Source organism: Cellulosimicrobium sp. JZ28, assembly GCF_015327065.1.
In the GTDB taxonomy this organism is placed as follows: Bacteria; Actinomycetota; Actinomycetes; order Actinomycetales; family Cellulomonadaceae; genus Cellulosimicrobium; species Cellulosimicrobium funkei.
This window is the reverse complement of record NZ_CP017660.1, coordinates 2,749,868-2,775,181: the sequence shown is the minus strand read 5'-3', so window position 1 is coordinate 2,775,181 and position 25,314 is coordinate 2,749,868. Positions and strand designations below refer to the sequence as shown.

The following is a 25,314-nucleotide window of genomic DNA, read 5'->3' as shown; positions in this document are numbered from 1 at the left end:
CGCCACGGGTTTCTGCGCCGGGCGGGTGCCGGGTTAGCCTGCGGGAGCCTCCCGCGACGCGGGGGCGAGGCCTGAGACGGCCGGAACGGGTCGGTCCGACACCCCTCCGGAGAACGCGCACGTGGCAGTACCGCACCTGTCCTACGGGACGACGCCGACGGCGTCGTCCCACGCGACCCCGGAGACCGTCGCCCCGCCGACGGGCCTGGTCCCGCGGCACGCCCGCCCGCGAAGCGCCCCGGCCCGGGACGGCTACCGGCACGACCTCGACGGGCTGCGTGCCGTCGCGATCCTTCTCGTCGTCGTCTACCACGTGTGGCTCGGCCGGGTGTCGGGCGGCGTCGACGTCTTCCTCATGCTCTCGGCCTTCTTCCTCACCGGCTCGTTCGCGCGGCGCCTGAGCGCCGGCCGACCGGTCGCGGTCGGGGCCTACTGGGCGCGGACGTTCAAGCGGCTGGTGCCGGTCTCGGCGGTCGTCCTCCTCGGCGTGCTCGGCGTGACGTACCTGGTCTACCCGCCGTCGGCCTGGCCGACGGTCTGGACCCAGACCTGGGCGTCGCTCGGCTACGTCCAGAACTGGGAGCTGGCGCGCGAGGCGGTCGACTACTACGCGCGGGACGGCGCGGTGGCGAGCCCGCTGCAGCACTACTGGTCGCTCTCCGTCCAGGGCCAGGTCTTCGTCCTGTGGCCGCTCCTGCTGCTCCTCTCCGGTGTGGTCGTCCGGCGCCTGCGGGTTCCGGTGACGGCGGTCCTGCTGATCGTCTTCGGCACGGTGCTCGTGGCGTCGCTCGCCTTCTCGGTGGTCGAGACGGCGGCGAACCAGGAGCTCGCCTACTTCGACACGCGAGCCCGGTTGTGGGAGTTCGCGCTCGGCTCGCTGCTCGCGGTCCTGCTGCCCTTCGTGCGCCTGCCTGCCCGGCTCGCGGTGCTGGTCGGCTGGGCAGGGCTCGCCCTGGTCGTCACGTGCGGGCTCGTGCTGGACGTCCAGGGCGGGTTCCCGGGCTACTTCGCGCTCTGGCCCACGCTCGCCGCGGCCGGCGTGGTCGTGGCCGGCACCGCGCCCGACCACCCCGGAGCGGTCGGGCGCGTCCTCGCGCACCCCGTGCTGCGCTCCCTCGGCCGGGACGCCTACGCGCTGTACCTGGTCCACTGGCCCGTGCTCATCACGTGGCGCGTCGTCACCGGGCGGCACGCCCCCACCTGGTACGAGGGCGCTGCGATCGTCGTGGTCTCGCTCGTCCTGGCCCGCGTCCTCACGGCCCTCGTCGAGCGCCCCGTCCGCGACCTCGCCTGGTCCCGCGCCGTCCCGTGGCGGGGGGCGGTCACCGTGCTCGCCGCCGCGGCGGTCGTCGTCGTGCCGCTCGCGACGTGGCAGCAGGCCGAGCGCAGCAGGGCTCGCGACGCGCTCGTGGGCGCGGCGGCGGACAACCCGGGGGCGCACGTCCTGCTGCCGGGCTACCGGCCGGAGGGCGACCCGGCCGCGGCCGCGGTCCCCGCGGCGACGGCGTTGGACGCGCAGTGGGTGTCGCTCGCCGAACCGTGCTCGGGCAGCCTCGCGCCCGCGGACCGGGAGCTGGCGAAGAGCTGCGGCCAGACGGTCCACGACGGCCCGGACGCGGTGACGATCGTCGTCGTCGGCGACTCGCACAGCGAGCAGCTCATGGGAGCGTTGATCCCCGTCGCGGAGCGCGAGGGGTGGTCGCTCGTCTCCGTCCTGCGCGGCGGGTGCTCCTTCGGTCTGGGCGACCACCCGTGCGCCGGCTGGAACGAGAAGGTGCTCGCCCACGTCCTCGACGTGGCGCCCGCCGCGGTGTTCACCGTCGCCACGGTGGCAGAGGTCGACGGTCCGGGGGAGTCGGTGGTGACCGGGCTCCAGGAGGCGGTCGACGAGCTCGCCCGCGCCGGGATCGCGACGGTCGCGGTGCGGGACACCCCGCGGTTCTCGACCGACATGTTCGCCTGCGCGGAGCAGCTCGGCCCCGACGCGGACGCGTGCCGCCGCGAGCTCGCGGCCGTCGCGGCGCCCCGCAACCCCGCGCAGGACCTGCGCCTGGGGGACGGCTCGGTGCTCATGGACCTGACCGACGCCGTCTGCCCGGACGGGTGGTGCGTCCCCGTGGTGGGCAACGTGCACGTCTTCCTGGACGACAACCACCTCACGGCCGACTACGCACGCTCGCTCGCGCCCTTCCTCGAGGACCAGCTGCCGTCGTTCGGAGCGGACGCCGCGCCCTTGCGAGGGGGCGCGTCGTGAGCGCCGGGCGCCGGCGCGGGGTGGGGCTGCAGCAGGGACGACGACCACGACGATGCCGAGGACGACGGTGAACCAGCACAGCGAGCCCCTCCCGACGGCCCACGGCACGGCACCGCGGTTCTCGGCACGCCCGTCCGGTGCGAGGCCGCCCGCCAGACGTCCGGCCCTGCCTGCCCGGCACGTGCGGCCTGGCCCCACGAGCGCGTCGAGGGGCGCACCAGCCGCGTACCGGCACGACCTCGACGGGTTGCGTGCGCTCGCCGTGGTGCTCGTCGCGATCTACCACGTCTGGGTCCACCGGGTCTCGGGCGGGGTCGACGTCTTCCTCATGCTCTCCGGGTTCTTCGTCGGCGGGGGACTGCTCCGCTCGTTCGCCCGCGGCACGCCGGTGCGGCTGCGCACGTACGTCCCGCGGCTCGCGCGCCGGCTCCTGCCCGCGCTCGCCGTCGTGCTGGCCGCGGTCCTCGTCGCGAGCGCGACCCTGCTGCCGCGGACCCGCTGGACGGGCGTCTCCGGCGAGACGCTCGCGTCCCTGCTGTACGTGGAGAACTGGCGGCTCGCCGCTGCCGAGCAGGCCTACGGCGCCGCGGACGCCACCCAGAGCCCGCTCCAGCACGTGTGGTCGCTCTCGGTCCAGGGCCAGCTCTTCGTCGGGCTGCCCGTCCTGCTCCTGATCGTCTGGTGGCTGGCGGGCCGTGCCGGCGTCGAGCGGCGGCTCGTCGTCGTGCACGCGACCGTGGTCGTCCTCGCCGTCGCGTCGTTCGTCCACGCGGCGCTCGGTGTGCGCACCGACCAGGCGTTCACGTACTACGACACGTTCGCCCGTGCGTGGGAGTACCTCGCGGGCATGGTGCTCGCGGTCGTCGTGGCGCGGGTCCGCCTGCCCGGCCGGTGGGCCGTCGTCGCGGGCTGGGCCGGCCTGGTCCTCGTCGTCGCGAGCGGGGTCCTCGTCGACGGCGGGGCGCTCTTCCCGGGCCCCGCCACGCTCGTCCCGCTCGCCGGCGCCGCGCTCGTCGTCGTCGCAGGCACCTCCGGCGGCCACGCGGCGCCTGCGGGGTCGGTGTCACGTCTCCTCGGGAGACCCGCCGTCGCCCGTGCCGGTGGCTACGCGTACGCGTTCTACCTCTGGCACTGGCCGGTGCTCGTGTTCGCCGTCGTGGTGCGCGACCGTCCCGTGGGGTGGCTGGCCGGGACGGCGGTGCTGCTGACGTCGGCAGCGCTCGCCGTCGCGACCAAGCACCTGGTGGAGGACCCCGTCCGGTCGGGGCGGCGGGCCGCAGCACCGGCGCGGACGCGCGGGGTCCCGCGCGCGGTACCCGCCGTGGCGACGGCGGCGCTCGTGCTCGCCGTCGCCGCGGTGCCCACTGCCTGGCTGCGCCACGTCGACGGCGTGCGGAGCGAGTCGCGCGTCGCCGGGGTCGACCTGGAGACGTATCCCGGGGCGCTCTCCGTCGTGGACCCCCTGGTCTTCGCCGTGGATGCCGCTCTCGATCCGATCCCCGACGTGGTCTCCGCCCCTGACGACAAGGTCCGCGCCGTCGACGACGGGTGCGGCACGGGTCCCGGGGACGACACCCTGCGGGTCTGCTCGTACGGAGACCTGGACGCCGCGCGGGTCATCGCGGTCGTCGGCGGGTCGCACGCCGAGCAGTGGATCGACGCGCTCGCGGCGATCGGCGAGGAGGAGGGCTTCCGCGTCGACACGATGATCCGCTGGGGGTGCTCCCTGATCGAGGGCACCGACGAGGTGGAGCACGTCGTGGGCGAGGACGCGACGTGCCCGGCATGGTCGGAGCGGGCGCTGGACCGCCTCGAGCGCGATACGCCGGACGTCGTCTTCACCACGGCGACGCGTCCGGCGCCCGAGGACGACCCCCGGCGCGAGACCGTCCCGGCGGCGTACCTCGCGGCGTGGCTCCGGCTCGCGGACTCCGGGGTCGTCACGGTGGCGATCCGCGACAACCCGTGGCTGCCCGGGTCGCCGGTGGACTGCGTCGCGGTCCACGGGGCCGCCCCCGAGTGCGCGGTCGAGCGCGCCACCGTGCTGGACGACGAGAACCCTCTGGTCGCGCTCGACGCCGAGACGCCCGAGCTCGTCCGCTTCGTGGACGTCAACGACGTCATCTGCGCGGACGACGTCTGCGCGTTCGTCCAGGGAGGGCGGCTCGTCTACCGGGACGGGCACCACCTCACGGCGACCTACGTCGAGTCGTTGGCCCCGGTGCTGCGCGACCGCCTGGAACCGGTCCTCGGCTGGTGGTGAGGGGGCCTCACTGCGGCAGACCGCCCACCTGACCGGGCGCGAGGTTGCCGTCCCGGATGTCGACCCAGAACTGGCCGACCGTCTCGGGGTCGAGCTGCACGGTCGACCCCAGGTTGCCGCCGGGGCGGAAGTCCGGGTTCGAGATCGGCGGGGTGCCGGTGATGCCGTCGGGCCCGTTGGCCTTGCGGAAGGCGAGCGCGAGCTTGCCGAGGTCCACGATGCCGGTCTTCTCGTCGACGGTGAGGGCCCCGAGCCCGGAGTCGAGCAGCGAGACCTGGTCGCCCGGGCGGAAGAGGATGCCGGGGTCCGCGGCCTGCGAGCTGATCGCGCCGATGACCTGGCGCTGACGCTCGGCCCGTCCGATGTCGCCCTGCGGGTCCGAGTACCGCATGCGCGAGAAGGCGAGCGCGGTGTGCCCGTCGGCCACGTGGCAGCCCGCCGTCCAGACGAGCTCGCTCTTCGGGTCGTCCACGTCGTAGTCGAGGCACAGCTCGACGCCGCCGACGGCGTCCACGATCCCCTCGACACCGCCGAACCCGACCTCGACGTAGTGGTCGACCGTGAGGCCGGTGAGCTGCTCGACGGTCTGCACGAGCAGCGCCGGACCGCCCCAGGAGTACGCCGAGTTGAGCTTGCTCGACCCGTTGCCCGGGATCTCCGCGTACGTGTCGCGCGGCAGGCTGATGAGCGCGACCGGCCCGCTCGGCGGCGCGTGGAGGACCATGATCGTGTCGGTGCGGGCGCCCTCGGTGCCGTCCTCGCTGATGCCGTCCCCCCGCGCGTCGGACCCGGCGAGCAGGTAGGTGTTGCCCGCGGTGCCGGGAGCGCCGGAGAGCGCATCCACGTGCTGGATCTTGCCGTTGGCCCAGATGAGGAGGCCGACGGGCCAGGCGAGGAGCGCGACGATGACCACACCGGCGACGAGCCCGACGATGCGGCCCTTGCGGACGCGGAAGCCGCCGCCCGGACGGGAGGCCCCCGGGGTCGACGGCGGGCGTCCGCCGCCCGGACCGCCCGTGCGCGGGCGGGGGGCCGCCGTGGGCCGTCCCGGGCTCGCGGTCGCGGCGCGCGCGCTCGCGTGCGGGGACGACGAGACGCGGGCGGGAGCCGAGCGCTCGGGCGACCGCGTCGGGGCGACGGACGGGGGCAGCGCCGGGGCCGCGGGCTCGTTCCGGGGGCGCGTGCGCCCTGCGGGCGGCGCCGGGGGCGGGGTGCCCTTGCGCGCCGGGGTCACGGGGATCTCCCGCGAGGACTGACGCCGGATGCGCGGCTCGGCCCGGACGGCGTCGTCGGGCACGGGTCGGGCCGGCGGGCGGGGGCGACCGCTGTTCCCGACGGCGATCGCGTCGTCGGCCGAGGTGGGCCGGGGCGAGCGGCCTCCCTGGGGCGTGAAGCTCGGGGGCAGCGAGCGTGGGTCGCGGGAGTCGGTCATGGGATCACCCGCACTGCGCGGTCTCGTCGGCGGCGGAGAACGCCTCCTTGCCGGCTTCCTTCGTCTGCACCGGCGCGGGCTCGTCCGCGGCGGTGCCCGGCGCCGGGGCGTCGTCGCCCTCGCCGGCCGGTGGCGCGTCGGTCGCGGCGTCGTCGGCCGGCAGGTCGGCCGCGGGTGCGGGTGCGGGTGCGACGACCGGCTCGTCCGCGCGCACCTTCGTCCACAGCTCGTCGGCCTCCGGCGTCCAGACGACCTTCGCGTCGGGAGCCCGCGGGTCCGGCGCGTGGGGAACGGTCATGAAGGTGATGTTGCCACTCGACGTGCCCCGGAGGCTGAAGGCGAGCCCGGCGAGGCTCGGGATCGACGAGAGGTTGTCGCTCATCGTCAGCGACCTGGTGCCCGCGTCGACGAAGCCGTAGATCTGGCCGAGGTCCGAGAGCACGTTCTTCGACAGCACCTGGTTCACCGTCGCGGCGAGGAGCTGCTGCTGCCGGCCGATGCGGCTGAGGTCCGACCCGTCGCCCACCCCGTACCGGGCGCGCGCGAAGCCGAGTGCCTGAGCGCCGTCGAGCGTCTGCCACCCCGCGGCGAGCTGCAGGTCCGCCTTGGGGGAGTCGATCGCCTCGGGGATGCACAGCGGCACGCCTCCGATGGCCGTCACCATGTTCTGGAAGCCCGCGAAGTCGACGACGACGAAGCCGTCGACGAAGACGTCGGTGAGGCTCTCGACGGTCCGCACCGTGCACGCCGCCGCGGAGTCGACGTCCCCGCCGACCGTCGCCCCGTTGGCGAATGCGGCGTTGAAGCGCGTGTTCGCCGGTGCGGTCGTCTTCCCGTTCGTCGTGGTGCACGCCGGCACGTCGACGCGCGAGTCGCGCGGGATCGAGATCATCTCCACGCGCGAGCGGTCGGCGGACACGTGCACGAGGATCGTCGTGTCCGAGCGCATGCCCTCGACGCCCTCGACCTCGTGGCCGTTCTCCCCGCCGCGCGCGTCCGACCCCATCACGAGGATGTTGAGCGGCTTCCCGGCGTTCGGGTCGCTCGGGTCCGGGGTGGTCTGCGCGGGGCGGTCGTCGAGCAGGTCGAGCGCGCCCGACGACGTGATGTTGCCCTGGATGTTCGACAGCGCCGACGCCCCGCCGACCGCTCCGAACGCGAGCGCCGCGGTGGCGACGAGACCGACCGTGCGCGCCACACGGTGCGAGCGCTGCGTCCGGGCGTGCGCGGGCCCGCGCGCCGACGAGGCTGCCGCCTCGGCGCGGTCCTGGGCACGGGTACGGGACGTCACGGGAGTCGAGCATAGGCCGCACCTGCAACGCCGCCGCGGGGTTGCGGGGCCCGGGCGGTGGAGGAGTTGTGCAGGGACGCCCGGCGCCGGACCGGAGGGCGGGCGGTCCGGCGCGTCAGGGCCGGGCGGGACCGTCCGGACGGTCCTCGTGCTCCTCACGCTGCTCCAGCTCGTCGACCGACGCGTCGACCCGACTGAGCCTCGCCTCCGCCAGGCTCAGCTCGCGCGTGAGGAGCGTGATCTTGCGGGCGAGCTCGTTCGCGCGGCGGTGGCTCGTCGCGATGTAGCTGACGAACGCGATGACGAGCGCGTACAGGAGCAGGTCGGTCCCGCGGCCGACGTCGAGCAGGTTGGCCAGGTAGGTGAGCCACTCCGGGAACAGGACGGAGAGCCCGGCGACGACCACGAAGCCCACCAGGAGCAGGCGCCGGATGGCCTGGTGCCGGGAGTCGACCGTGGAGCGCGTGAGCAGGACCGTGACCACGGCGATGGCCACGACGAGGACGATCTGGATGAGCATGTGCCGCTCCCGACTACTTGAACACGAGGTCGACCAGGATGTTCACGGAGTTCCACAACGACTGGCCCTTCGCGCGGGAGTAGTCCGTGTAGAGGACGTGCACCGGGTGCTCGCGCCAGGGCAGCCCGGTCCGGCCGAGCTGGAGGACGATCTCGCTCGCGTGCGCCATGCGGTCCTGGCGGAGCTCCAGGGCCCGTGCCGCGTCGACGCGGATCACGCGCAGCCCGTTGTGGGCGTCCGTCAGGCGCAGGCCGGTGCTCCGGTTGGTGAACCAGACCGCGGTCCGGAGCACGGCGCGCTTGAGCAGCCCCGGGCGGGTGCGGGAGTCGAGGAACCGGGAGCCGAAGACGATGGCGACGTCCTCGCTCCGCGCGAGCTCCACCATCGCCGCGGCGTCCTCGACCTGGTGCTGGCCGTCGGCGTCGAACGTCACGAGGTACCGCACCCCGGGCAGCGACCGGGCGAACTCGATGCCGGTCTGGAGGGCGGCGCCCTGGCCGAGGTTGACGGCGTGCCGCAGCACGGTCGCACCCGCGTCCGCGGCCCGCCGGGCCGAGTCGTCCGAGCTCCCGTCGTCGACGCAGACGACGTGCGGGAAGACGTCGATCACGTCCTTCACGACGTCCGCCACCACCGCGCCCTCGTTGTAGAGCGGGACCACGAGGCAGGCGTCCTCGAAGGATCGGACCGCTCCGGCGCGCGGGCGACCACGCGTCGCCGCGTCCGATTCGTGCATGGCGCCCATTGTTGCAGCCGCCGGGAGGAGTCGGGACCTTCGGCGCTCGTTGGGGGTCCGGTCGCCGGGTAACCTTGCCGACGCGGCGTCCACCGACCCGGCAGCCGGCCGTCGCCCCGAGACCGAAGGAGCCCGGATGGGAGTCCGCATCGCCCCCAGCGCCGACGTCGCCGACGACGCGTCGATCGGGGACGGCAGCCAGATCTGGCATCTCGCGCAGGTGCGCGAGGGCGTCACGATGGGGGAGGCGTGCGTGGTGGGTCGCGGCGCCTACATCGGGACCGGGGTCCGCATGGGGCGCCACTGCAAGGTCCAGAACTACGCGCTCGTGTACGAGCCGGCGTCCCTCGCGGACGGCGTCTTCATCGGTCCCGCGGCGGTGCTCACCAACGACACCTACCCGCGCGCGGTCAACCCCGACGGCTCGCTGAAGAGCGCCGACGACTGGCACGCGGTCGGCGTGACGATCGGCGAGGGCGCCGCGATCGGCGCGCGGGCGGTCTGCGTCGCTCCCGTGACGGTCGGGGCGTGGGCCACCGTCGCCGCCGGGGCGGTGGTCACCAAGGACGTCCCCGACCACGCGATCGTCGTCGGGGTGCCCGCGCGGCGGGTCGGCTGGGTGGGTCGTGCCGGACAGCCCCTGCGGCCGGAGGGCGACCACTGGGTGTGCCCGGTGACGGGCGCCCGCTACGAAGAGCACGACGAGTCCATCAGAGAGGTTGCGGCCGAATGAGCCAGACACTGATCCCCGCGGCGAAGCCGATCGTCGGGGACGACGAGCGCGCGGCAGTGGACCGCGTCCTGCGCAGCGGGATGATCGCTCAGGGCCCCGAGGTCGCTGCGTTCGAGCAGGAGTTCGCCGACGTCCTCGTCGGCGGGCGCACGTGCGTCGCGGTGAGCTCCGGGACGTCTGGGCTGCACCTGGGCCTCCTGGCGGCCGGCATCGGGCCCGGCGACGAGGTGATCGTCCCGTCGTTCACGTTCGCCGCGACCGCGAACTCGGTCGCGCTCACGGGCGCGACGCCCGTGTTCGCGGACATCGAGCCCGACCACTTCTGCCTGTCTCCCGACGCGGTGCGCGCGGCGGTCACGGAGCGCACCCGGGCGATCATGCCGGTGCACCTCTACGGGCACCCGGCGGACATGACGGCGCTGGGAGCGGTCGCCGAGGAGCACGGTCTCCTCCTCTTCGAGGACGCCGCCCAGGCGCACGGCGCGACGCTCGACGGTCGTCCGGTCGGCTCGTTCGGCACGTTCGCGATGTTCAGCCTCTACCCGACGAAGAACATGACGTCGGGCGAGGGCGGCATGGTGTCCTGCGCGACCGACGACGTCGCCCGCAACGTCCGGCTGCTGCGCAACCAGGGCATGGAGCGTCAGTACGCGAACGAGGTCGTCGGCTTCAACGCCCGCATGACCGACGTCCACGCCGCGATCGGCCGGGTCCAGCTCACCAAGGTCCAGGGCTGGACCGCGGACCGCCGGCGCAACGCCGCGTTCCTCAGCGCGAACCTCGAGGGTGTCGTCACGCCGCCCGTCGCCGACGGCGCGGTGCACGTCTACCACCAGTACACGATCCGGGTCGCCGACGACCGCGACGGCGTGGTGACCGCGCTCCGGGAGGAGCACGGCGTGGGCTCGGGCGTCTACTACCCGATCCCCAACCACCGGCTCGAGAGCCTGCGGCACTTCGCGCCGGGCCTCGACCTGCCGGAGACCGAGATCGCGGCGCAGCAGGTCATCTCCCTGCCCGTGCACCCGTCGCTCACCCAGGCCGACCTCGACCGTATCGTCACCGCGGTCAACACCGTCGTGAAGGCAGGTGCGTGATGGCCGACCTCCGTGCAGGCCTCATCGGGCTCGGCGCCATGGGACGGCACCACGCCCGGGTGCTCCGCGAGATCGACGGCGTCGACCTCGTGGCCGTCGCCGACCCGGGCGGCGACCCCTACGGCGTGTCGGGTGACCTCGACGTCCTGCCCGACGTCGAGGCGCTGATCGCCGCCGGGATCCAGATGGCCGTGGTCGCGGTCCCGACCGTCTTCCACGAGGACGTGGCGCTCGCCCTCGCCGCCGCCGGTGTCCACACCCTCGTCGAGAAGCCCATCGCCGCGACGAGCGACGCCGGGCGCAAGGTCGCCGCGGCGTTCGAGGACGCCGGGCTGGTCGGCGCCGTCGGGCACATCGAGCGCTTCAACCCCGCGCTCCAGGAGCTGCGACGTCGTACGGAGGCCGGCGAGCTCGGCGAGGTCTTCCAGATCGCGACGCGGCGCCAGGGACCCTTCCCCGCGCGCATCGCCGACGTCGGCGTCGTCAAGGACCTCGGCACCCACGACATCGACCTGACCGCCTGGGTCGCGCAGAGCCCGTACCGCTCGGTCGCGGCGCAGACGACCCACCGCAGCGGACGCCCGCACGAGGACATGGTCACCGCCACGGGCCGGCTGGAGAACGGCGTCGTGACCAACCACGTCGTCAACTGGCTGTCGCCCATGAAGGAGCGGGTGACGATCGTGACGGGGGAGCGCGGAGCGTTCGTCGCGGACACCGGCACCGCCGACCTCACGTTCTACGCGAACGGCGTCATCCCCACGGAGTGGGAGGCCGTCTCGGCGTTCCGGGGCGTCTCCGAGGGCGACGTCACGCGCTACGCGTTCGCCAAGCGGGAGCCGCTCCGCGTCGAGCACGAGGCCTTCCGCGACGCCGTCCTGGGCGAGCGGCAGGACGTGGTGACGATGCGGGAAGGGCTGCGCACCCTCGAGGTGGCGGAAGCCGTCCTGGAGTCCGCGGCGTCCGGGCGGGCCGTCACCCTGTGACCTCGGCGCCCGGCCGCCGCGGAGGCGCGCCGGGCCTCCGCCGGGCGTCGCGTCCTGCGGAGGCCGTGGATCGTGGCGCGGGAGGGTACGGTCGCCCCGTGGAACGACCGACCCGAGTCACGATCGCGACGCGGATCTACCTGCCCGAGCCCGCCGCGGCGTCCTTCCGCCTCGCCGCCCTGGCGGCCGCGCTCGCCGACGAGGGCGCCGAGGTCACGGTCGTCACGGCGTCGGTGCCCGACACGATGGGCACCGAACCCGACCGCCCGGGGGTGCGGGTGCGGCGGCGCCCCGTGCTGCGGGACGCGAGCGGGTACGTGCGTGGCTACCTGCCCTACCTGAGCTTCGACGTGCCGCTGTTCCTCCGGCTGCTCGGCCGGCGGCGCCCCGACGTCGTCGTGGCAGAGCCGCCACCGACGACGGGAGCGGTGGTCCGCGTCGTGTGCGCCCTGCGGCGGGTGCCGTACGTCTACTACGCCGCGGACATCGTGTCCGACGCGGCGGGATCCACGGGTGCGCCGCAGGTCGTGGTGGCGGCCGTGCGTGCGCTCGAGAAGTTCGCGCTCCGAGGCGCGTCGACGGTCCTCACCGTCACCGACTCGGTGGAGAAGAGGGCGACGGAGCTCGGCGCGGCGAGGACGGCCGTGGTGCGGCACGGGGTCGACACGCGGGTCTTCCACGCGGACGTCGCGCCGCTCGGGGCGGAGACGACGGGGCCGTGCGCCGTGTACGCGGGCAACGCGTCCGAGTGGCACGGCGCGGAGGTGTTCCTCGAGGCCTGGTCGCGCGTCCTGCGGGACGTCCCCGGCGCGCGCCTCGTGTTCCTCGGCCGGGGCAGCATGCACGCGCGCCTCGCCGAGCTCGCCGCCGCGCTGCCCGACGGCGGCGCGAGCGTGACGTTCCTGCCCCAGCAGCCCGCGGACCTCGCCGCGCGCTGGCTCCGGAGCGCCGAAGTCGCGCTCTCGAGCATCAAGCCCGGCTCGGGGTACGAGTTCGCGATCCCCACCAAGGCCCTCGCGGCCATGGCCGTCGGGACACCGGTCCTGCAGGCCGGTCCCGGCCCGGTCGGGCGCATCATCGACGAGGCGCGCGGAGGGCGCGTGGTCGGGTACACCGCCGAGGAGGTCGGGCGCGCCCTCACGGAGATGTTCACCGCCCCTGTGCCTGCCGCGGAGCGGGTCCGCGTCGCGACGTGGAGCGAGAAGAACCTCTCGGGCCGCTCGACCTCGGCGGTCGCGGCACGACGGGTCCTCGCCGCAGCCCGCGCCGGGCGCCGGGCACGAGGGTCCCGGAGCGCACGTGCCGCGAGCTGACGCGCGGGCCGGCGCGCCGCGGGCCTTCGGCGCCCGGCCACGAGGGGTGGCCCCGTGACCGCGCGCCGTGCGTCGTGGTGGCGGCGAGGAGCGTGGTGGGTCGCCTCGTGGCTCCCGCCCGCGCTCTTCCTCCGGCTGCGGACCTGGACGGGGACGCCGGGTGACGTCCGGGTCCCGCGCCTGCGGGTACCGGAGACGCCGGTGCGCCTCCTCGTGGGGCCGGCCAACTCCGCGGGCCAGGGCTGGGCCTGGGCGCGCGCCGCCGAGCGGCTCCGGGACGGCGTCGGCGCGCAGAACCTCGTCTACCGCCGGGCGCTGCGGTTCCCCGCGGACGTCGACGCCCCGGCGGCGCTGCGGGGGTCCCGCGCATGGCAGAGCGCCCAGCGCCGGGCGGCGCTGCGGTTCAGCCACGTCGTGGTCGAGGCGCAGCTTCCCCTGTTCCCCGCGCTCGGGTCGGACGTCGCGGCGGAGGTGCGCCGCCTCCGGGCCGCGGGCCTTGCCGTCGCGACGCTCTGCCACGGGAGCGACGTCCGGCTCCCGAGCGCCCACGCCCGGCGCGAGCCGTGGTCTCCCTTCCTCCTCGAGTCGTATGCCGACGTCCCCCTGCTGCAGGCCCGGGCCGAGCGCAACCGCGCCCTGCTCGAGGAGCTCCGCGGTGAGGGGGTGCCCGCGTTCGTGTCCACCCCGGACCTGCTCCTCGACGTCCCGTGGGCGACGTGGCTCCCCGTCGTGGTCGACGTCGACCGGTGGGCCGTGAGCTCGGTCCCCCTCACGCGTGAGGTCCCCGTCGTCGTGCACGCGCCGAGCCGTGCGGCGCTCAAGGGGACCGACCTCGTGGAACCGGTCCTGCGCGACCTCGAGCGGGACGGGCTCCTCGAGTACCGGCAGGCGACCGGGCTGGACCGCGCGGGCATGCTCGCGCTCTACCGTGACGCGGACGTCGTCGTCGACCAGCTCCGGCTGGGGATCTACGGCGTCGCGGCGTGCGAGGCGATGGCCGCGGGGAGGGTCGTGGTCTCCTCCGTGGCGGAGCACTCGCGCGAGGCGGCGCGCCGCGCGGCCGGTCAGGACCTCCCGGTGGTCCAGGCCACGGGCGACACCCTGCGGGAGGTCCTGCTGGACGTCGTCGGGGACCGGGAGCGGGCTCGTGCCGTCGCGGCGCGCGGGCCCGGGTTCGTCCGCGCGCTGCACGACGGCCGGGCGTCGGTGCGGGCGCTCGACCCCTTCCTGTCCGGCCCGTCCCGCCCGCTCGCCTCGGTAGACTCGGCCGGTCCGTCCCCCGACCAGGAGCGTCATGCGTACCGCCCCCATGGATGACCACGACACCCCTGACGGCCCACGCGCGGTCGCGCGTCCGCTCCCGGGTCGCGACGGACGGAGCCGTCCGTGAGCGTCGTCAACCGCCTGGTCAGCGCGCTGGTGGCGCGACGCTCCCGGCTGCCGCGCCCGGTCAACGTGATGATCGACAGGATCGTGGCTCCCGGCAGCGGCCCGCTCGGTCGTGCGGTCCAGCGGATCGGTGGTGCGGCGGCCGGCCGGACGGTCCCGCCGCCGCCGCCCGTCCCCGACGCGCCCGTGCGCCTGTACGTCGGGCCCACCAACTACGCCGGCCAGGGGTATCTCTGGAGCCGAGCGGTCGAGCGCCACCTGGACGGCGTCGGCGCGGTCAACATGGCCGCCGAGGCGGACCACGGGTTCCGCTTCCCGGCCGACGACGCCGTGCCCATCGCCACCTATCTCATGAGCCACCGCTGGCAGCAGGAGCGCGAGGCGTACCTCCGACGGTTCACGCACGCCCTGTTCGAGGCCGAGCGCCCGCTGCTCGGACGGCTCCACGCCGGGGACGCGTTCGCCGAGGCGCGGTCGCTGCGCGACGCGGGCCTGCACGTCGCGATGATGTGCCACGGCACGGACGTCCGGTTGCCGAGCCGGCACCGGGCCGCCGGTCGGTGGTCGCCGTTCCACGACGACCCCCGGTTCGAGGTCCTCGAGGACACCGCGCGCCGCAACCTGGCCGGCCTGGAGGCGCTCGGTGCGCCGGTCTTCGTCTCCACCCCGGACCTGCTCGACGACGTCCCCACGGCGACGTGGTGCCCCGTCGTGGTCGACCCGGCTCGTTGGCGTACCGACGCCGCCGCGCTCGAGCGGGCACGTCCTCGCGTCGTGCACGTGCCGAGCAGCTCCGCCGTGAAGGGGACGGCCCTCGTCGCGCCCGTCGTCGAGCGGCTCGCCGCCGAGGGCGTCGTGGACTACGAGGTCGTCGAGGGCGTGCCCGCGGCGCGGATGCCCGACCTCTACGCGGGCGCGGACGTCGTCCTCGACCAGTTCCGCATCGGGAGCTACGGCGTCGCCGCGTGCGAGGCGATGGCGGCGGGGAGGGTCGTGGTGGGTCACGTCACCCCGGAGGTGCGGGAGCGCGTGCGCCGGGCGACGGGGAAGGAGCTCCCGGTGGTCGAGGCCACCCCGGACACCCTGCGGGACGTCCTCCTCGACGTCGTGGCGCACCGTGAGCGCTACCGGGACCTCGCTGCCGACGGCCCGGAGTTCGTCGCCGCGGTGCACGACGGCGCTCTCGCGGCGGCGGCGTTGCGACCGTTCCTCCTCGGGGCATGAGCCGTGAGCCGTGAGCCGTCGCCCGGTGCACCGCGCACCGACCATGGAGCAGGAGGAGCAGTGGTGGAACCGTCGTCCGGTCCTGTCGTCGATCTCGTGATCGCCGTCCACAGCACGGCGCGACCCGTCGAGCGCGCGGTGGCGTCGGTGCTCGACCACACGCGCACGCCGCTGCGGGTCACGGTCGTCTGCCACGAGGTCGACGCCGGCGCGATCGCCGAGAAGCTCGGGGCGCACGCGGGCGACCCGCGGCTGCGGCTCGTCGAGCACCGGGACGGCGTCCGCTCGCCGTCGGGCCCCTTCAACCGCGGCATGGACGAGGCGACCGCGCCCTTCGTGGGGATCATGGGTTCGGACGACCTGCTCGAACCGGGCGCCGTGGACTCGTGGGTGCGCCGGCAGCGGACCGACGACGCCGACGTCGTGGTGACGCACCTGCGGCACGCGGCGGGCGCCTACGTCCCCACGCCGCCGGTGCGGCCCTGGCGGACCCGGCGTCTCGAGGGCACGCGCGACCGCCTCTCCTACCGCAGCGCACCACTGGGCATCCTCCGCCGGGACGCCTTCCCGACGCTCCGGCTCACCGAGGGCGCGCCCGTCGGCGGCGACATCGCGTTCGTGCTCTCGCTGTGGTTCTCGGGGCGGCGGATCAGCTACGACCGCACGGGCCCGGCGTACGTGATCGGGGCCGACGCCACCGACCGGGTGACCTTCCGGCCCAAGCCCGTGGCGGAGGAGTTCACCTACCTCTCGAGCCTGCTCGAGGACGCGCGGTTCGCCGCGCTCGGTCCGCGCGAGAAGGCGTCGTACGCGGTGAAGTTCCTGCGCGTCCAGGTGTTCGGCGCCGTGCACAACCGGCCGGACCCCGACTTCTGGACACGGCAGGAACGCGACGACCTCCGTGCGGTGACACGGCGGGTCCTGGACCTGGCGCCGGGCGCGGAGCGGGTCCTCTCGATCGCCGACCGCCGGGTCCTCGACGCCGTCCTCGACCCGCGGACACCCGTGCCGGTGCTCTTCGAGAGGAGCGTCGCCCGCCGCCGGTTCCGCAGCCCCGCCGCCCTCCTGACCCGGGACCCGTCGCGGCTCCTGGCGCGCGAGGCGCCCCTGCGCTTCATGACCGCGTCGGTGCTGTGCCGGCGGTGAGCCCGGGCCCGGACGGCGCGGTCGGAGGCCGGACCCCGTCATCGACCTGACGCGGGCTCGGTAGAATCGCCCGGTTCTCGAACCCTGACCTGGAGACCCATGCGCATCGCATACATCGTCCACAACGACACCCATGGCGACGCGCGGGTCCTCAAGTACCTCGACTCCGCCGCGGAGAACGGTCACGAGGCGCGCCTCTTCGCCGTGGGCGGAGGGGTCACCCGGTTCCCCCCGGGCGAGGAGCGCCGGCCGAGCGGCGGCGTGATCGTCCGCCTCGGCCCGCGGGCACGGACGACGGACCGGGTCAAGCCCGGTCCGAAGTCGCGACGTCGCTGGCTCCAGCTCGGTCTGCGCCAGTGGACCTTCGCCCTGCGCGCCGCGGTGGCCGTCCGCCGGTGGAAGCCCGACGTCGTCCACGCGCACGACGCCGACACGCTGTTCGCCGCCCTGCTCGTGCGACTGGTGTCCCGGGTCCCGTTCGTCTACGACGCGCACGAGATCTGGGAGGCGCAGACGCTGCCGCCCCGGATCGCCGCGTACTACCGGTGGATCCTCGACCGTGCCTCGTCCCGGTGGGCGGGGACGATCACCGTCTCCCCGGGCATCCAGCGATGGATGGTGGACCGCTTCTCGCTCGACGTCGAGCCGACGCTCGTGCGGAACGTCCCCGTGGCGGCGTCGCTCCCCGCACCCGGGGCCCAGGGGCTCCTGCGAGCCTCGGCGGACATCCCGGAGGGAGCCCGTCTCCTGGTCCACGTCGGCCTGATCGGGCCCGCGCGCGGCGTGGCCGAGACGGTCCGGGCGCTGGCGTCGTTGCCCGACGACGTCTACCTCGCCCTCATCGGTCCCGCGCCCCAGCGCTCGCGCGACCACATCGCGTCCGTGGCGCGGGAGCACGGGGTCGCCGACCGCGTCCGCTTCGTCCCGCCCGTCGAGTCCGACGCGGTGCCGACCGCGATCGTCGACGCCGACGTCTCCGTCGTCTATCCCCAGCCCGTGAGCCTCAACTCGGTCTACAGCCTGCCCAACAAGCTGTTCCAGTCGATCCAGGCAGGGCTGCCCGTCGTCGCGTCCGACGCGGAGGACGTCGCCGAGGTGGTCACCTCGCTCGGGGTCGGCGTCGTCGCACCGGCACGGGACGTCGAGGCCCTGGCCCGGGCGATCGAGGACGTGCTGGAGTCCGGCGACGTCTACCGCGAGGCGGCACGGCGTGCTGCGCCGGACATGACCTGGGAGCACGAGTTCGCTCGCGCGGCAGAGCTCTACGAAGCGGTGGTGGCACGATGAAGCGGCTTCTCGACCAGTACCGCTCGCTCGCTCCTTACCTGCCGCGCAGCGCGCAACGGTTCCTCGTGGTCTTCTCGATCGGTTCGGCCTTCCTGTCGGTGCTCGACGTCATCGCGCTGATGCTGCTCTCGAGCGTCCTCGCGGCTGCGGTGGGGGGAGGGGAGTTCTCCATCCCCTTCCTCGGCACGATCCCCGCGGACTCCGTGCCGGCGCTCATCCTCGTCCTCTCGGGCGTGGTCCTGCTGAAGTCCGCGTTGGGCGTCGCCCTGCAGTGGAAGGCGACACGGCACTTCGCCGGCTTCGAGCTCTCGGTGGGCGACCATCTCTTCCGGTCCTACATCCACTCGCCCTGGACCGAGCGCATCAACATCAGCACCCCGCGCGTGATCCAGCTCACCGACGGCGGTGTGTCGAGCGTGGTGGGTGGCCTGCTGCTGCCCCTGACGACGGTCCCGGGCCTGCTCGTCACCGCGGTGGGCGTCGTCGTGATCATCTTCATCCAGCAGCCCCTCACGGCCGTGATCACGCTGGCCTACCTCGGGGGATCGGCGTCCTCCAGTACTACGTGCTGGGGAAGCGCACCCGGGTGGCCGCGCGCGTCGCGCGGGACTCGTCGCTCAAGGTCGCCGGCCTCCTCACGGGCATGATGGCGGCGCTCAAGGAGATCACCCTCCGCGAGAAGGAGGACGAGGTGGCGCAGGCGGTCGCCCGGACGCGGATGCGGACCTCGCGCGCGCGGTCCAACCTCTACTTCCTCCGTGCGGTGCCGAGGTTCGTGCTCGACGCGGCGGTCATCGGGGGCTTCGTGCTCACCGGTGGTGTGGGGTACCTCATGGGGGGCATGACGGAGGCCGTCTCCGCGCTCGCGCTCTTCGGGATCGCGGGCTTCCGGCTCGTGCCCTCGATCACGTCGTTCCAGTCGATCATCACGAGCTCGGTCTCGGCGGACCCGTACATCCGGACGATCATCGGCGACATCGAGCGGTCGCGGGAGAGGGTCACGGCGGCGGAGCCCCGGGACGACGACGCAGGCCCGGACCTGCCCGGGTCCCTGGCGATCGAGATGCGCCGCGTCTCCTACACCTACCCGACGGCCTCCGAGCCCGCCCTCCGCGAGGTGGACCTGACGATCCCGTTCGGCTCGACCGTCGGGATCGTGGGGGCGTCGGGAGCCGGGAAGTCGACGCTGGTCGACATCCTGCTCGGCCTGCTCGAGCCGAGCGGAGGGACCGTCTCGTTCGGTGGTGGCGTCCACGCCCAGCGGCCCTCGGACTGGCGCCGGCACGTGGGCTACGTCCCCCAGGCGGTCGCCCTGTTCGACGGCTCGATCGCCCAGAACGTCGCCCTGACGTGGGGTGGGGACTTCGACCGCGACCGGGTCGAGAAGGCCCTGCGGCGCGCGCAGCTGTGGGACGCCGTCACGGCCCGCTCGCGCGGGATGGACGAGCGGATCGGCGAGGGAGGGCTCGCGCTCTCGGGGGGTCAGCGGCAGCGCCTGGGCATCGCGCGGGCGCTCTACTCCGACCCGCTCGTGGTCGTGCTCGACGAGGCGACGAGCGCTCTCGACACGAAGACGGAGGCGGACGTGGCTGCTGCCATCAACGAGCTCGCGGGGGACGTCACGGTGATCTCCGTCGCCCACCGTCTCTCGACGATCCGGGACGCCGACCAGATCCTCTACATGGAGGAGGGGGAGATCGTGGCCTCCGGGACGTTCGACGACGTCGTGGCCGCCAACCCCGCGTTCCACCTGCAGGCCAGCCTCGCCGGCCTCGTCTAGCGCGGGCGGACAGCCATGACGACGACCGACACGCTGCTGATCCTCTCCTTCTCCCGCCTGGAGCAGGACGCACGACTGCGTCGGCAGATCGCGCTCTTCGCCGACCGGTACCACGTGGTCACCGCCGGCTGGGGACCGGCCGTGCCCGGCGCGGCGCGCCACGTCGAGCTCCGTGTCCCGGCGTCGGCGGGCTGGCGCCGGAAGGCGCGGTTCTACGCGGAGGCCGTGCTGCTGAGGCTCCACGCGTACCGCCTCCTCTACTGGAGCCAGCCGGCCGTGCGGTCGGCCCGGCGCGCGCTGCGCCGGGAGCGGCCCGACCGGGTCCTGGCGAACGACATCGACGCGCTGCCGCTCGCGCTCGGCATCGCGCCGGGCAGCAGCGTCCACGGCGACCTGCACGAGTTCTACCCCGGGATGCACGACGACAACCCTCGGTGGGTCCGGCTCCGCAAGCCCTACCTCGAGTGGTTGGTCCAGCGGTACGCGTCGCGCGTGCACTCGTTGACGACGGTCGGCGAGAGCGTCGCCGAGGCGTACGGGCCGCTGGGGCTGCGCCCCGACGTGGTGACGAACTCGCCCGCCTACGTCCGGACGGCGCCGACGCCGGTGGGCTCGCCCGTCCGGATCGTCCACCCCGGGGCGTCGCTCCGGGGCCGGCGCCTGGAGAACATGATCACCGCGGTGGCGACCTCGACGGCGGACGTGCGGCTCACCCTGTACCTGACGGGCAACGACCCGGCGTACGTCGAGGAGCTCCGGGCGCTCGCACGGCGGCTCGGCGAGCGGGTGCAGGTCGAGGACGCCGTCCCGCACGACGAGCTGCTCGACGTGATCAACGCGCACGACGTCGGGATCCACGTGCTCCCACCGACGGTGACCAACAACGCGCTCGCCCTGCCGAACAAGTTCTTCGACTACGTCCAGGCGCGGGTCGGGGTCGTCGTCGGCCCGACCCCGGCGATGGCGCGCCTCGTGCGCGAGCACGGCCTCGGCGTCGTGACCGAGGGGTTCGACGTCGACGCGATCCGGGACGTCGTCGACGCCCTGACCCCGGAGTCCGTCGCGGCCTGGAAGCGGGCTGCGGACGAGGCGGCGGAGCCGCTCTCGGCGGAGGCGCAGCTGCCGGTGTGGGTGCGCGCGGTGGCGGCGCTCCGCCCTGCTCGCACGCGAGGCTGACCGGGCGGGCGCGGACGGTCGAGCGTGTCAGCGGCCGGCCGGGGCGGCGCCGACGGCGGCGAGGAACGCCTCCCGCTCCACCTCGGCGTTGAGCACGTCGGCGGCGCGGTGCGACGCTGCCTTGATGCGCTCGACGTCGTCCGGAGTGAGGGCGTCCAGGGCGGCGGCCAGGTCCGTCCCCTCGAAACCCGGGACGACGACCCCGATCCCGTGCTCCCGCACGAGCTCGGCCATCGCCGGGCTCTCGCCGACCACGACGCCGAGGCGTCCCTGGACCGCCTCGAAGAACTTGTTCGGCAGGGCGAACTCCAGGTTCCGCTCGAGCGGGCGGTAGAAGATGATCTCGAGGTCGTACCCGTTGATCCGCTCGGCGAGCTCGCGCATCGGCGCCGGGGGCACGATCCGGATCCGGTCGCGAGCGGGGTGCGCGTCGATCTGCTCCTGCAGCCGCGCACGGACCGCCGGGTTGGGCATGAGCATGAAGGTCATCGAGAAGCGTGCGGGCAGGACGCGCATCGCCTCGAGGATCTCGTCGAACCCGCGCCGGGCCGACGCGAGCCCGTGGAAGAGGAGCCGGACCTCGGCCGGGTCGACGGCGCTGGGCTCCTGCCCGACGAAGGGCGGGATGTTCCGTACGGGGACTGGCTCCGCGATGCCGAACTCGTCGACGTAGAGGCGGCCGATCGGGGCGTTGACGACCGAGCGTGACGTGAAGGCGGGGTGGCCGATGAAGCGACGCACCCAGCGGTAGTGCGAGCCGGTGATCCGCGCGCCGAGCGTCCGGCGGCGCTGCACGGGGTTGTGGTACTCGTGCAGATCGACGTGGAGCCGTGCGCGTCGGGCGGCCGGGGTGAAGACTCTCGGGTCGGCCACGAGCGGGCCGAACTCCGTCTCGTTGAAGACGACGAGGTCGTAGTCTCCGGCGCGGAGCCGAGCCGTCGCCTCCGCGGGGATCCGGGACACGAGCTGGCGCCGGAACCGCGCCCGCGGCGGCAGGAGGAGCTGAGCGGCGAGGACGCCCGCGCGCGACGTGACCCAGCGGGACGGCGCGGCCAGCGCGAAGTGGTCCCGGACGTCCGGCGTCGGGCGACCGCCCAGGCCGAGCGTGTCGACCTCCCACCCGGCGCCGGTGAGCCAGTCCACCTGCCGCCGGACGCGCGGGTCGGACTCGATGACCGAGTACGAGAGCACCAGCGCTGATCGAGGTCCGTTCGGGCTGGTCACTGCGGCCACACCTTTCGTCGACGGGCGCCTGCCGGCGCGACCGCGATCCTATCCGAGGGGGATCGCGGCAGGTCCGGCGGCCGTCAGGCCGTGCCGACCGCCGCCGCGAGCGTCTCCACGACCCGCCGGGCGGCGTGGCCGTCGCCGTACGGCGCGGCGTCGGTCGCGGAGGGACGGGGGCGTGACACGGCCGCGCGGATCGCCTCCGCGCCGTCGGCGAGGACGTTCCAGCCGAGCTCGATCGTCTCGACCCACTCGGTCTCCGTACGGATCGTCGTGCAGGGCACGCGCAGCAGGAACGCCTCCTTCTGGAGCCCGCCGGAGTCCGTGACCACCCCCGCGCTGCGCAACGCCGCCGCGACGAGGTCGGGGTAGGCGAGCGGGGCGTGGGACCGCAGCGCTCCGCGGTCCAGGGACAGGCCGTGCTCGGCCGCCTTGGCGACCACGCGCGGGTGCGCGAGCAGCACGACCGGGCGGTCGAGACCGGCGAGCGCGTCGACGATCGCCGCCATCCGCGCCGGGTCGTCCGTGTTCTCGGCGCGGTGGATCGTGGCGAGGTGGAAGCCGCCGGGCTCGAGCCCGAGCTCGGCGAGCAGCGGGACGCCGCGGTCGGCGACCGCGTCCCTGACCTGGAGCAGGACGTCGGTCATCACGTCGCCGACGAGGACGGATCGCGCCCCCAGCCCTTCGGACGCGAGGTGGTCCATCGCGACCTGCGTCGGTGCGAGGCACAGGTCGGCGGCGTGGTCCGTGAGGACGCGGTTGTGCTCCTCGGGCATGCGCCGGTTGAAGGACCGCAGGCCCGCCTCGAGGTGCGCGAGGGGGACGTGCAGCTTGACCGCCGACACCGCGGCGGCGAGCGTCGAGTTGGTGTCGCCGTACGCGAGGACCCAGTCGGGCCGGTGCTCGTCGAGCACGGCGTCGAGGGCGCCGAGGATCGCGCCCGTCTGCACGCCGTGGCTGCCGGACCCGACGCCCAGGTGCACGTCCGGGTCGGGGATCCCGAGGTCGCGGAAGAACACGTCGGACAGCATCGGGTCGTAGTGCTGACCCGTGTGGACGATGACGTGCTCGGCTCCTGCTGCCGCGGCCGCCTGCGCGATCGGGGCGAGCTTGACGAACTGCGGACGCGCACCGACGACGCTGAGGATCTTCACGAGCGTCGATGCTAGCGGGCCCGAGGTGCTTTCCCCGGTCGACGATCTCGGCTAGGTTCGGCCTCCGTCGCCATCTGCGCCGACGCAGGGGGCCCAGCACCAGGAGGCGAATCGTGGCGCGCCACGCAGCACGAAGCAGCATGTCGACGACCGACCGTCCCGTGAGGACGCGTCCTCACGACCGCGCCGCCCGCCGTCTGCGGTACGGCGCGGCGCCGTTGCTCGTGCTCTCGCTGACGGTCGCCCCGGCCGCGAGCGCGACGCCGAGCCCTGCCGTCCCGGAACCTCCGGACGTCGTGACGCAGGCGCCCGCCGTGACCGCGGACCTGCCCGAGCTCGGCACCGCCGCGGCGTCGGTCGTGACGCAGGACGTGGCGTCGGACGGCGTGACCACGGTCGAGGGCGGGTTCCAGACCGCCGCGCTGACGTGGCCGTCGCGCCTCGAGGGCGCGGTGCCCGAGCTGCGGCTGCGGGCCTTGCAGGCGGACGGTGCCTGGGGGCCGTGGACGCACGCCGAGAGGTCGACGGACGGCGCGGACACCGGGACGGTGGACGTCGTCGCGACGAGCACCGTCTACGTGGGCCAGTCGGAGGCGGTCGAGGTGGCCACCGTCGACCCGGGCGCCGAGCTCCCTGACGGCCTCAGCGTCACGACGGTGTCCTCCGAGCTGGCCGGGGCGTCCGGCGCCGGGGGAGCGGGGGCGGTCCCCGCGGAGGATCGGGCACAGGCGGCCGCGGGCGGCCCGGTGATCGTCACGCGGGCGCAGTGGGGCGCGGCCCCCGCACGGTGCGCGTGGGACGCGGCCCCCGCCCTCAAGGGCGGCGTCGTCCACCACACGGTGAACACGAACGACTACACGTCCACCGCGCAGGTCATGCAGCTCATCCGGAACGACCAGGCGTTCCACCAGGCCAGCGCCCCGGACGGGAACGGGTGGTGCGACCTCGGCTACAACTTCCTGGTCGACAAGTGGGGCAACGTCTACGAGGGCGCCGCCGGCAGCCTGGAGAAGGCGCTGATCGGCGCCCACACGGGTGGCTTCAACACGGGCACCGTCGGGGTCGCGATGGTGGGGACCTACACGAGCACGGCGCCGCCGGAGGCCCAGCTCGACGGCGTCGCGAAGATCATCGCCTACCGTCTGGCGCGCTACGGCGTGGACCCGGCAGGCACCGCGACGTTCACGGCGGCGAGCCGGACGGCGGGCGGCAGGTTCGCTGCGGGCCAGTCGGTCGTCCTCCCGAAGATCTTCGGCCACCGGGACACCCACCAGACGGAGTGCCCCGGCGGGCTCGCCTACGGTCGGCTGGCGCACGTCCAGGACCTCGCGGCCCGCTACTTCCAGCAGTACGTCGTCCGGGCCGAGCGGATCTCGGGCGCGAACCGCTATGCGACGTCGGCCGCGATCTCGGCGGCCACGTTCTCTCCCGGTGTGCCCGTCGCGTACGTCGCGAACGGCCAGGCCTTCCCGGACGCGCTCTCCGGCGGCGCGGCGGCCGTCGTCGGTGGTGCACCGGTGCTGCTCGTCGCCCCGACGGCCGTCCCGACGCCGGTCCGGCAGGAGCTCGAGCGGCTCCGCCCGGGCCGGATCGTCGTGCTGGGCGGCACCGGTGTGGTCTCCGCGGCGGTCGTCGCCCAGCTGGAGGGCCTGACGCAGGGCGGGGTGACCCGCCTCTCCGGCGCCGACCGGTTCGCGACGTCGGCCGCGATCTCCGCGGCCACCTTCGCACCCGGCGCGGACGTCGCGTACGTGGCCAACGGCCTGGAGTTCCCCGACGCGCTGTCCGCCGCACCGGTCGCGGGCGCCCAGAGCGCACCGGTGTTGCTCGTCGGCCCGACCTCGCTCCCCGCCTCCGTGGAGGGCGAGCTCCTGCGCCTGCGCCCGAGCCGGATCGTCGTCCTGGGCGGGGTCGGCTCGGTGTCCGCCGCGGTCGCGGACCGGCTCGCGAACCTCGCCCCCGGCGGGGTGACCCGCACCGCCGGCACCGACCGGTACGCCACGTCGGCGGCCGTCTCGGCAGGGGCCTTCTCGCCGGGGGTCCCCGTCGTCTTCGTGGCGAACGGCCTGGACTTCCCGGACAGCCTCTCGGGCGCGTCGGCCGCCGGCATCGGCGGCGGCCCCGTGCTGCTCACGGCGAGCACCCGTGTCCCGGCCTCCGTCGCCGCGGAGCTCGAGCGGCTCCGGCCCGCGCGGGTGGTCGTGCTGGGCGGCTCGGGCGCGGTGTCCGAACCCGTCCGCGAGGCGCTCTCGGCGTACGTGCGCCCGAACGGTTCATGACCCGCCGCCGCGACCCCGGGTAGTCTT

At 74.5% G+C, this 25,314-nt stretch carries 20 protein-coding genes; 14 read left to right on the top strand and 6 right to left on the bottom strand.

Annotated elements, in window-relative coordinates; all coding sequences use genetic code 11:
* Positions 1-121 precede the first annotated feature (121 nt).
* Both BJP59_RS12515 and BJP59_RS12510 read left to right on the top strand, forming a co-directional pair.
* A complete protein-coding gene (locus BJP59_RS12515; RefSeq protein ID WP_228485037.1) occupies positions 122-2,254 on the top strand; it encodes an acyltransferase family protein in 2,133 nt (710 codons plus the stop codon).
* 52 nt (positions 2,255-2,306) lie between these two features.
* Complete coding sequence (locus BJP59_RS12510) at positions 2,307-4,517, top strand: acyltransferase family protein (protein ID WP_228485036.1); 2,211 nt, start codon at positions 2,307-2,309, stop codon at positions 4,515-4,517.
* A 7-nt stretch (positions 4,518-4,524) separates the two neighbouring features.
* On the opposite strand, the gene BJP59_RS12505 is transcribed toward BJP59_RS12510, so the two are convergent.
* The 4 genes from BJP59_RS12505 to BJP59_RS12490 all read right to left on the bottom strand — a co-directional run bounded on the left by BJP59_RS12505 (position 4,525) and on the right by BJP59_RS12490 (position 8,496).
* Complete coding sequence (locus tag BJP59_RS12505; protein WP_194521083.1) at positions 4,525-5,949, bottom strand: LCP family protein; 1,425 nt, start codon at positions 5,947-5,949, stop codon at positions 4,525-4,527.
* Positions 5,950-5,953: 4 nt separating this feature from the next.
* Positions 5,954-7,240, bottom strand: coding sequence for an LCP family protein (locus tag BJP59_RS12500; protein ID WP_228485035.1), 1,287 nt, complete (start codon positions 7,238-7,240; stop codon positions 5,954-5,956).
* 115 nt (positions 7,241-7,355) lie between these two features.
* Positions 7,356-7,760 (bottom strand): DUF2304 domain-containing protein, encoded by a 405-nt coding sequence (locus BJP59_RS12495; protein WP_021479749.1) that lies wholly within the window; start codon positions 7,758-7,760, stop codon positions 7,356-7,358.
* Positions 7,761-7,773: 13 nt separating this feature from the next.
* On the bottom strand, positions 7,774-8,496 hold the full coding sequence (locus BJP59_RS12490; RefSeq protein WP_031315077.1) for a glycosyltransferase family 2 protein: 723 nt from the start codon (positions 8,494-8,496) through the stop codon (positions 7,774-7,776).
* 136 nt (positions 8,497-8,632) lie between these two features.
* Between BJP59_RS12490 and BJP59_RS12485 the strand changes: the two genes are divergently transcribed.
* The 11 genes from BJP59_RS12485 (at position 8,633) to BJP59_RS12440 (ending at position 20,627) form a co-directional block, all read left to right on the top strand.
* On the top strand, positions 8,633-9,229 hold the full coding sequence (locus BJP59_RS12485) for an acyltransferase (RefSeq protein ID WP_021479751.1): 597 nt from the start codon (positions 8,633-8,635) through the stop codon (positions 9,227-9,229).
* The gene (locus tag BJP59_RS12480; protein ID WP_194521082.1) at positions 9,226-10,326 is read left to right on the top strand and encodes a DegT/DnrJ/EryC1/StrS family aminotransferase; all 1,101 of its coding nucleotides are present in this window, start codon (positions 9,226-9,228) and stop codon (positions 10,324-10,326) included. Before BJP59_RS12485 ends, BJP59_RS12480 begins: the two co-directional genes overlap by 4 nt.
* A complete protein-coding gene (locus BJP59_RS12475; RefSeq protein WP_194521081.1) occupies positions 10,326-11,312 on the top strand; it encodes a Gfo/Idh/MocA family protein in 987 nt (328 codons plus the stop codon). Before BJP59_RS12480 ends, BJP59_RS12475 begins: the two co-directional genes overlap by 1 nt.
* 98 nt (positions 11,313-11,410) lie before the next feature.
* Positions 11,411-12,625: a glycosyltransferase gene (locus BJP59_RS12470; RefSeq protein ID WP_228485034.1), complete on the top strand. Its 1,215-nt coding sequence runs from the start codon at positions 11,411-11,413 to the stop codon at positions 12,623-12,625.
* 54 nt (positions 12,626-12,679) lie between these two features.
* Positions 12,680-13,942, top strand: a complete 1,263-nt coding sequence (locus BJP59_RS12465) for a hypothetical protein (RefSeq protein ID WP_194521079.1) — start codon at positions 12,680-12,682, stop codon at positions 13,940-13,942.
* Positions 13,943-14,011: 69 nt separating this feature from the next.
* Positions 14,012-15,238, top strand: a complete 1,227-nt coding sequence (locus tag BJP59_RS12460; protein ID WP_194521078.1) for a hypothetical protein — start codon at positions 14,012-14,014, stop codon at positions 15,236-15,238.
* Between the two features lie 96 nt (positions 15,239-15,334).
* Positions 15,335-16,384 carry a glycosyltransferase family 2 protein gene (locus BJP59_RS12455; protein ID WP_194521077.1) on the top strand — a complete coding sequence of 350 codons (1,050 nt, stop codon included), beginning with the start codon at positions 15,335-15,337 and terminating at the stop codon, positions 16,382-16,384.
* Between the two features lie 99 nt (positions 16,385-16,483).
* Positions 16,484-17,671, top strand: coding sequence for a glycosyltransferase (locus BJP59_RS12450; protein ID WP_194521076.1), 1,188 nt, complete (start codon positions 16,484-16,486; stop codon positions 17,669-17,671).
* Entirely contained in the window at positions 17,668-18,318 is a 651-nt protein-coding gene (locus BJP59_RS19815) for a hypothetical protein (protein WP_228485032.1), read from the top strand. The genes BJP59_RS12450 and BJP59_RS19815 overlap by 4 nt, the downstream gene beginning before the upstream one ends.
* Entirely contained in the window at positions 18,258-19,451 is a 1,194-nt protein-coding gene (locus BJP59_RS12445; protein WP_228485031.1) for an ABC transporter ATP-binding protein, read from the top strand. The genes BJP59_RS19815 and BJP59_RS12445 overlap by 61 nt, the downstream gene beginning before the upstream one ends.
* A 15-nt stretch (positions 19,452-19,466) precedes the next feature.
* The gene (locus BJP59_RS12440; protein WP_194521075.1) at positions 19,467-20,627 is read left to right on the top strand and encodes a glycosyltransferase; all 1,161 of its coding nucleotides are present in this window, start codon (positions 19,467-19,469) and stop codon (positions 20,625-20,627) included.
* Between the two features lie 27 nt (positions 20,628-20,654).
* Here the strand turns inward: BJP59_RS12440 and BJP59_RS12435 are convergent, their stop codons facing one another.
* Both BJP59_RS12435 and wecB read right to left on the bottom strand, forming a co-directional pair.
* The gene (locus BJP59_RS12435) at positions 20,655-21,851 is read right to left on the bottom strand and encodes a glycosyltransferase (protein ID WP_021482662.1); all 1,197 of its coding nucleotides are present in this window, start codon (positions 21,849-21,851) and stop codon (positions 20,655-20,657) included.
* Positions 21,852-21,934: 83 nt separating this feature from the next.
* Entirely contained in the window at positions 21,935-23,008 is a 1,074-nt protein-coding gene (wecB, locus tag BJP59_RS12430; RefSeq protein ID WP_194521074.1) for a non-hydrolyzing UDP-N-acetylglucosamine 2-epimerase, read from the bottom strand.
* A 161-nt stretch (positions 23,009-23,169) separates the two neighbouring features.
* Between wecB and BJP59_RS12425 the strand changes: the two genes are divergently transcribed.
* On the top strand, positions 23,170-25,287 hold the full coding sequence (locus BJP59_RS12425) for a cell wall-binding repeat-containing protein (protein WP_194521073.1): 2,118 nt from the start codon (positions 23,170-23,172) through the stop codon (positions 25,285-25,287).
* The last annotated feature ends 27 nt before the right edge of the window (positions 25,288-25,314 follow it).

Excerpts from the sequence above, each read along its gene's own strand:
- BJP59_RS12510 (WP_228485036.1), top strand. The coding sequence starts at position 2,307 with ATGCCGAGGACGACGGTGAACCAGCACAGCGAGCCCCTCCCGACGGCC.
- BJP59_RS12505 (WP_194521083.1), bottom strand. The coding sequence starts at position 5,949 with ATGACCGACTCCCGCGACCCACGCTCGCTGCCCCCGAGCTTCACGCCC.
- BJP59_RS12495 (WP_021479749.1), bottom strand. The coding sequence starts at position 7,760 with ATGCTCATCCAGATCGTCCTCGTCGTGGCCATCGCCGTGGTCACGGTC.
- BJP59_RS12490 (WP_031315077.1), bottom strand. The coding sequence starts at position 8,496 with ATGCACGAATCGGACGCGGCGACGCGTGGTCGCCCGCGCGCCGGAGCG.
- BJP59_RS12485 (WP_021479751.1), top strand. The coding sequence starts at position 8,633 with ATGGGAGTCCGCATCGCCCCCAGCGCCGACGTCGCCGACGACGCGTCG.
- BJP59_RS12480 (WP_194521082.1), top strand. The coding sequence starts at position 9,226 with ATGAGCCAGACACTGATCCCCGCGGCGAAGCCGATCGTCGGGGACGAC.
- BJP59_RS12475 (WP_194521081.1), top strand. The coding sequence starts at position 10,326 with ATGGCCGACCTCCGTGCAGGCCTCATCGGGCTCGGCGCCATGGGACGG.
- BJP59_RS12450 (WP_194521076.1), top strand. The coding sequence starts at position 16,484 with ATGCGCATCGCATACATCGTCCACAACGACACCCATGGCGACGCGCGG.
- BJP59_RS19815 (WP_228485032.1), top strand. The coding sequence starts at position 17,668 with ATGAAGCGGCTTCTCGACCAGTACCGCTCGCTCGCTCCTTACCTGCCG.
- BJP59_RS12440 (WP_194521075.1), top strand. The coding sequence starts at position 19,467 with ATGACGACGACCGACACGCTGCTGATCCTCTCCTTCTCCCGCCTGGAG.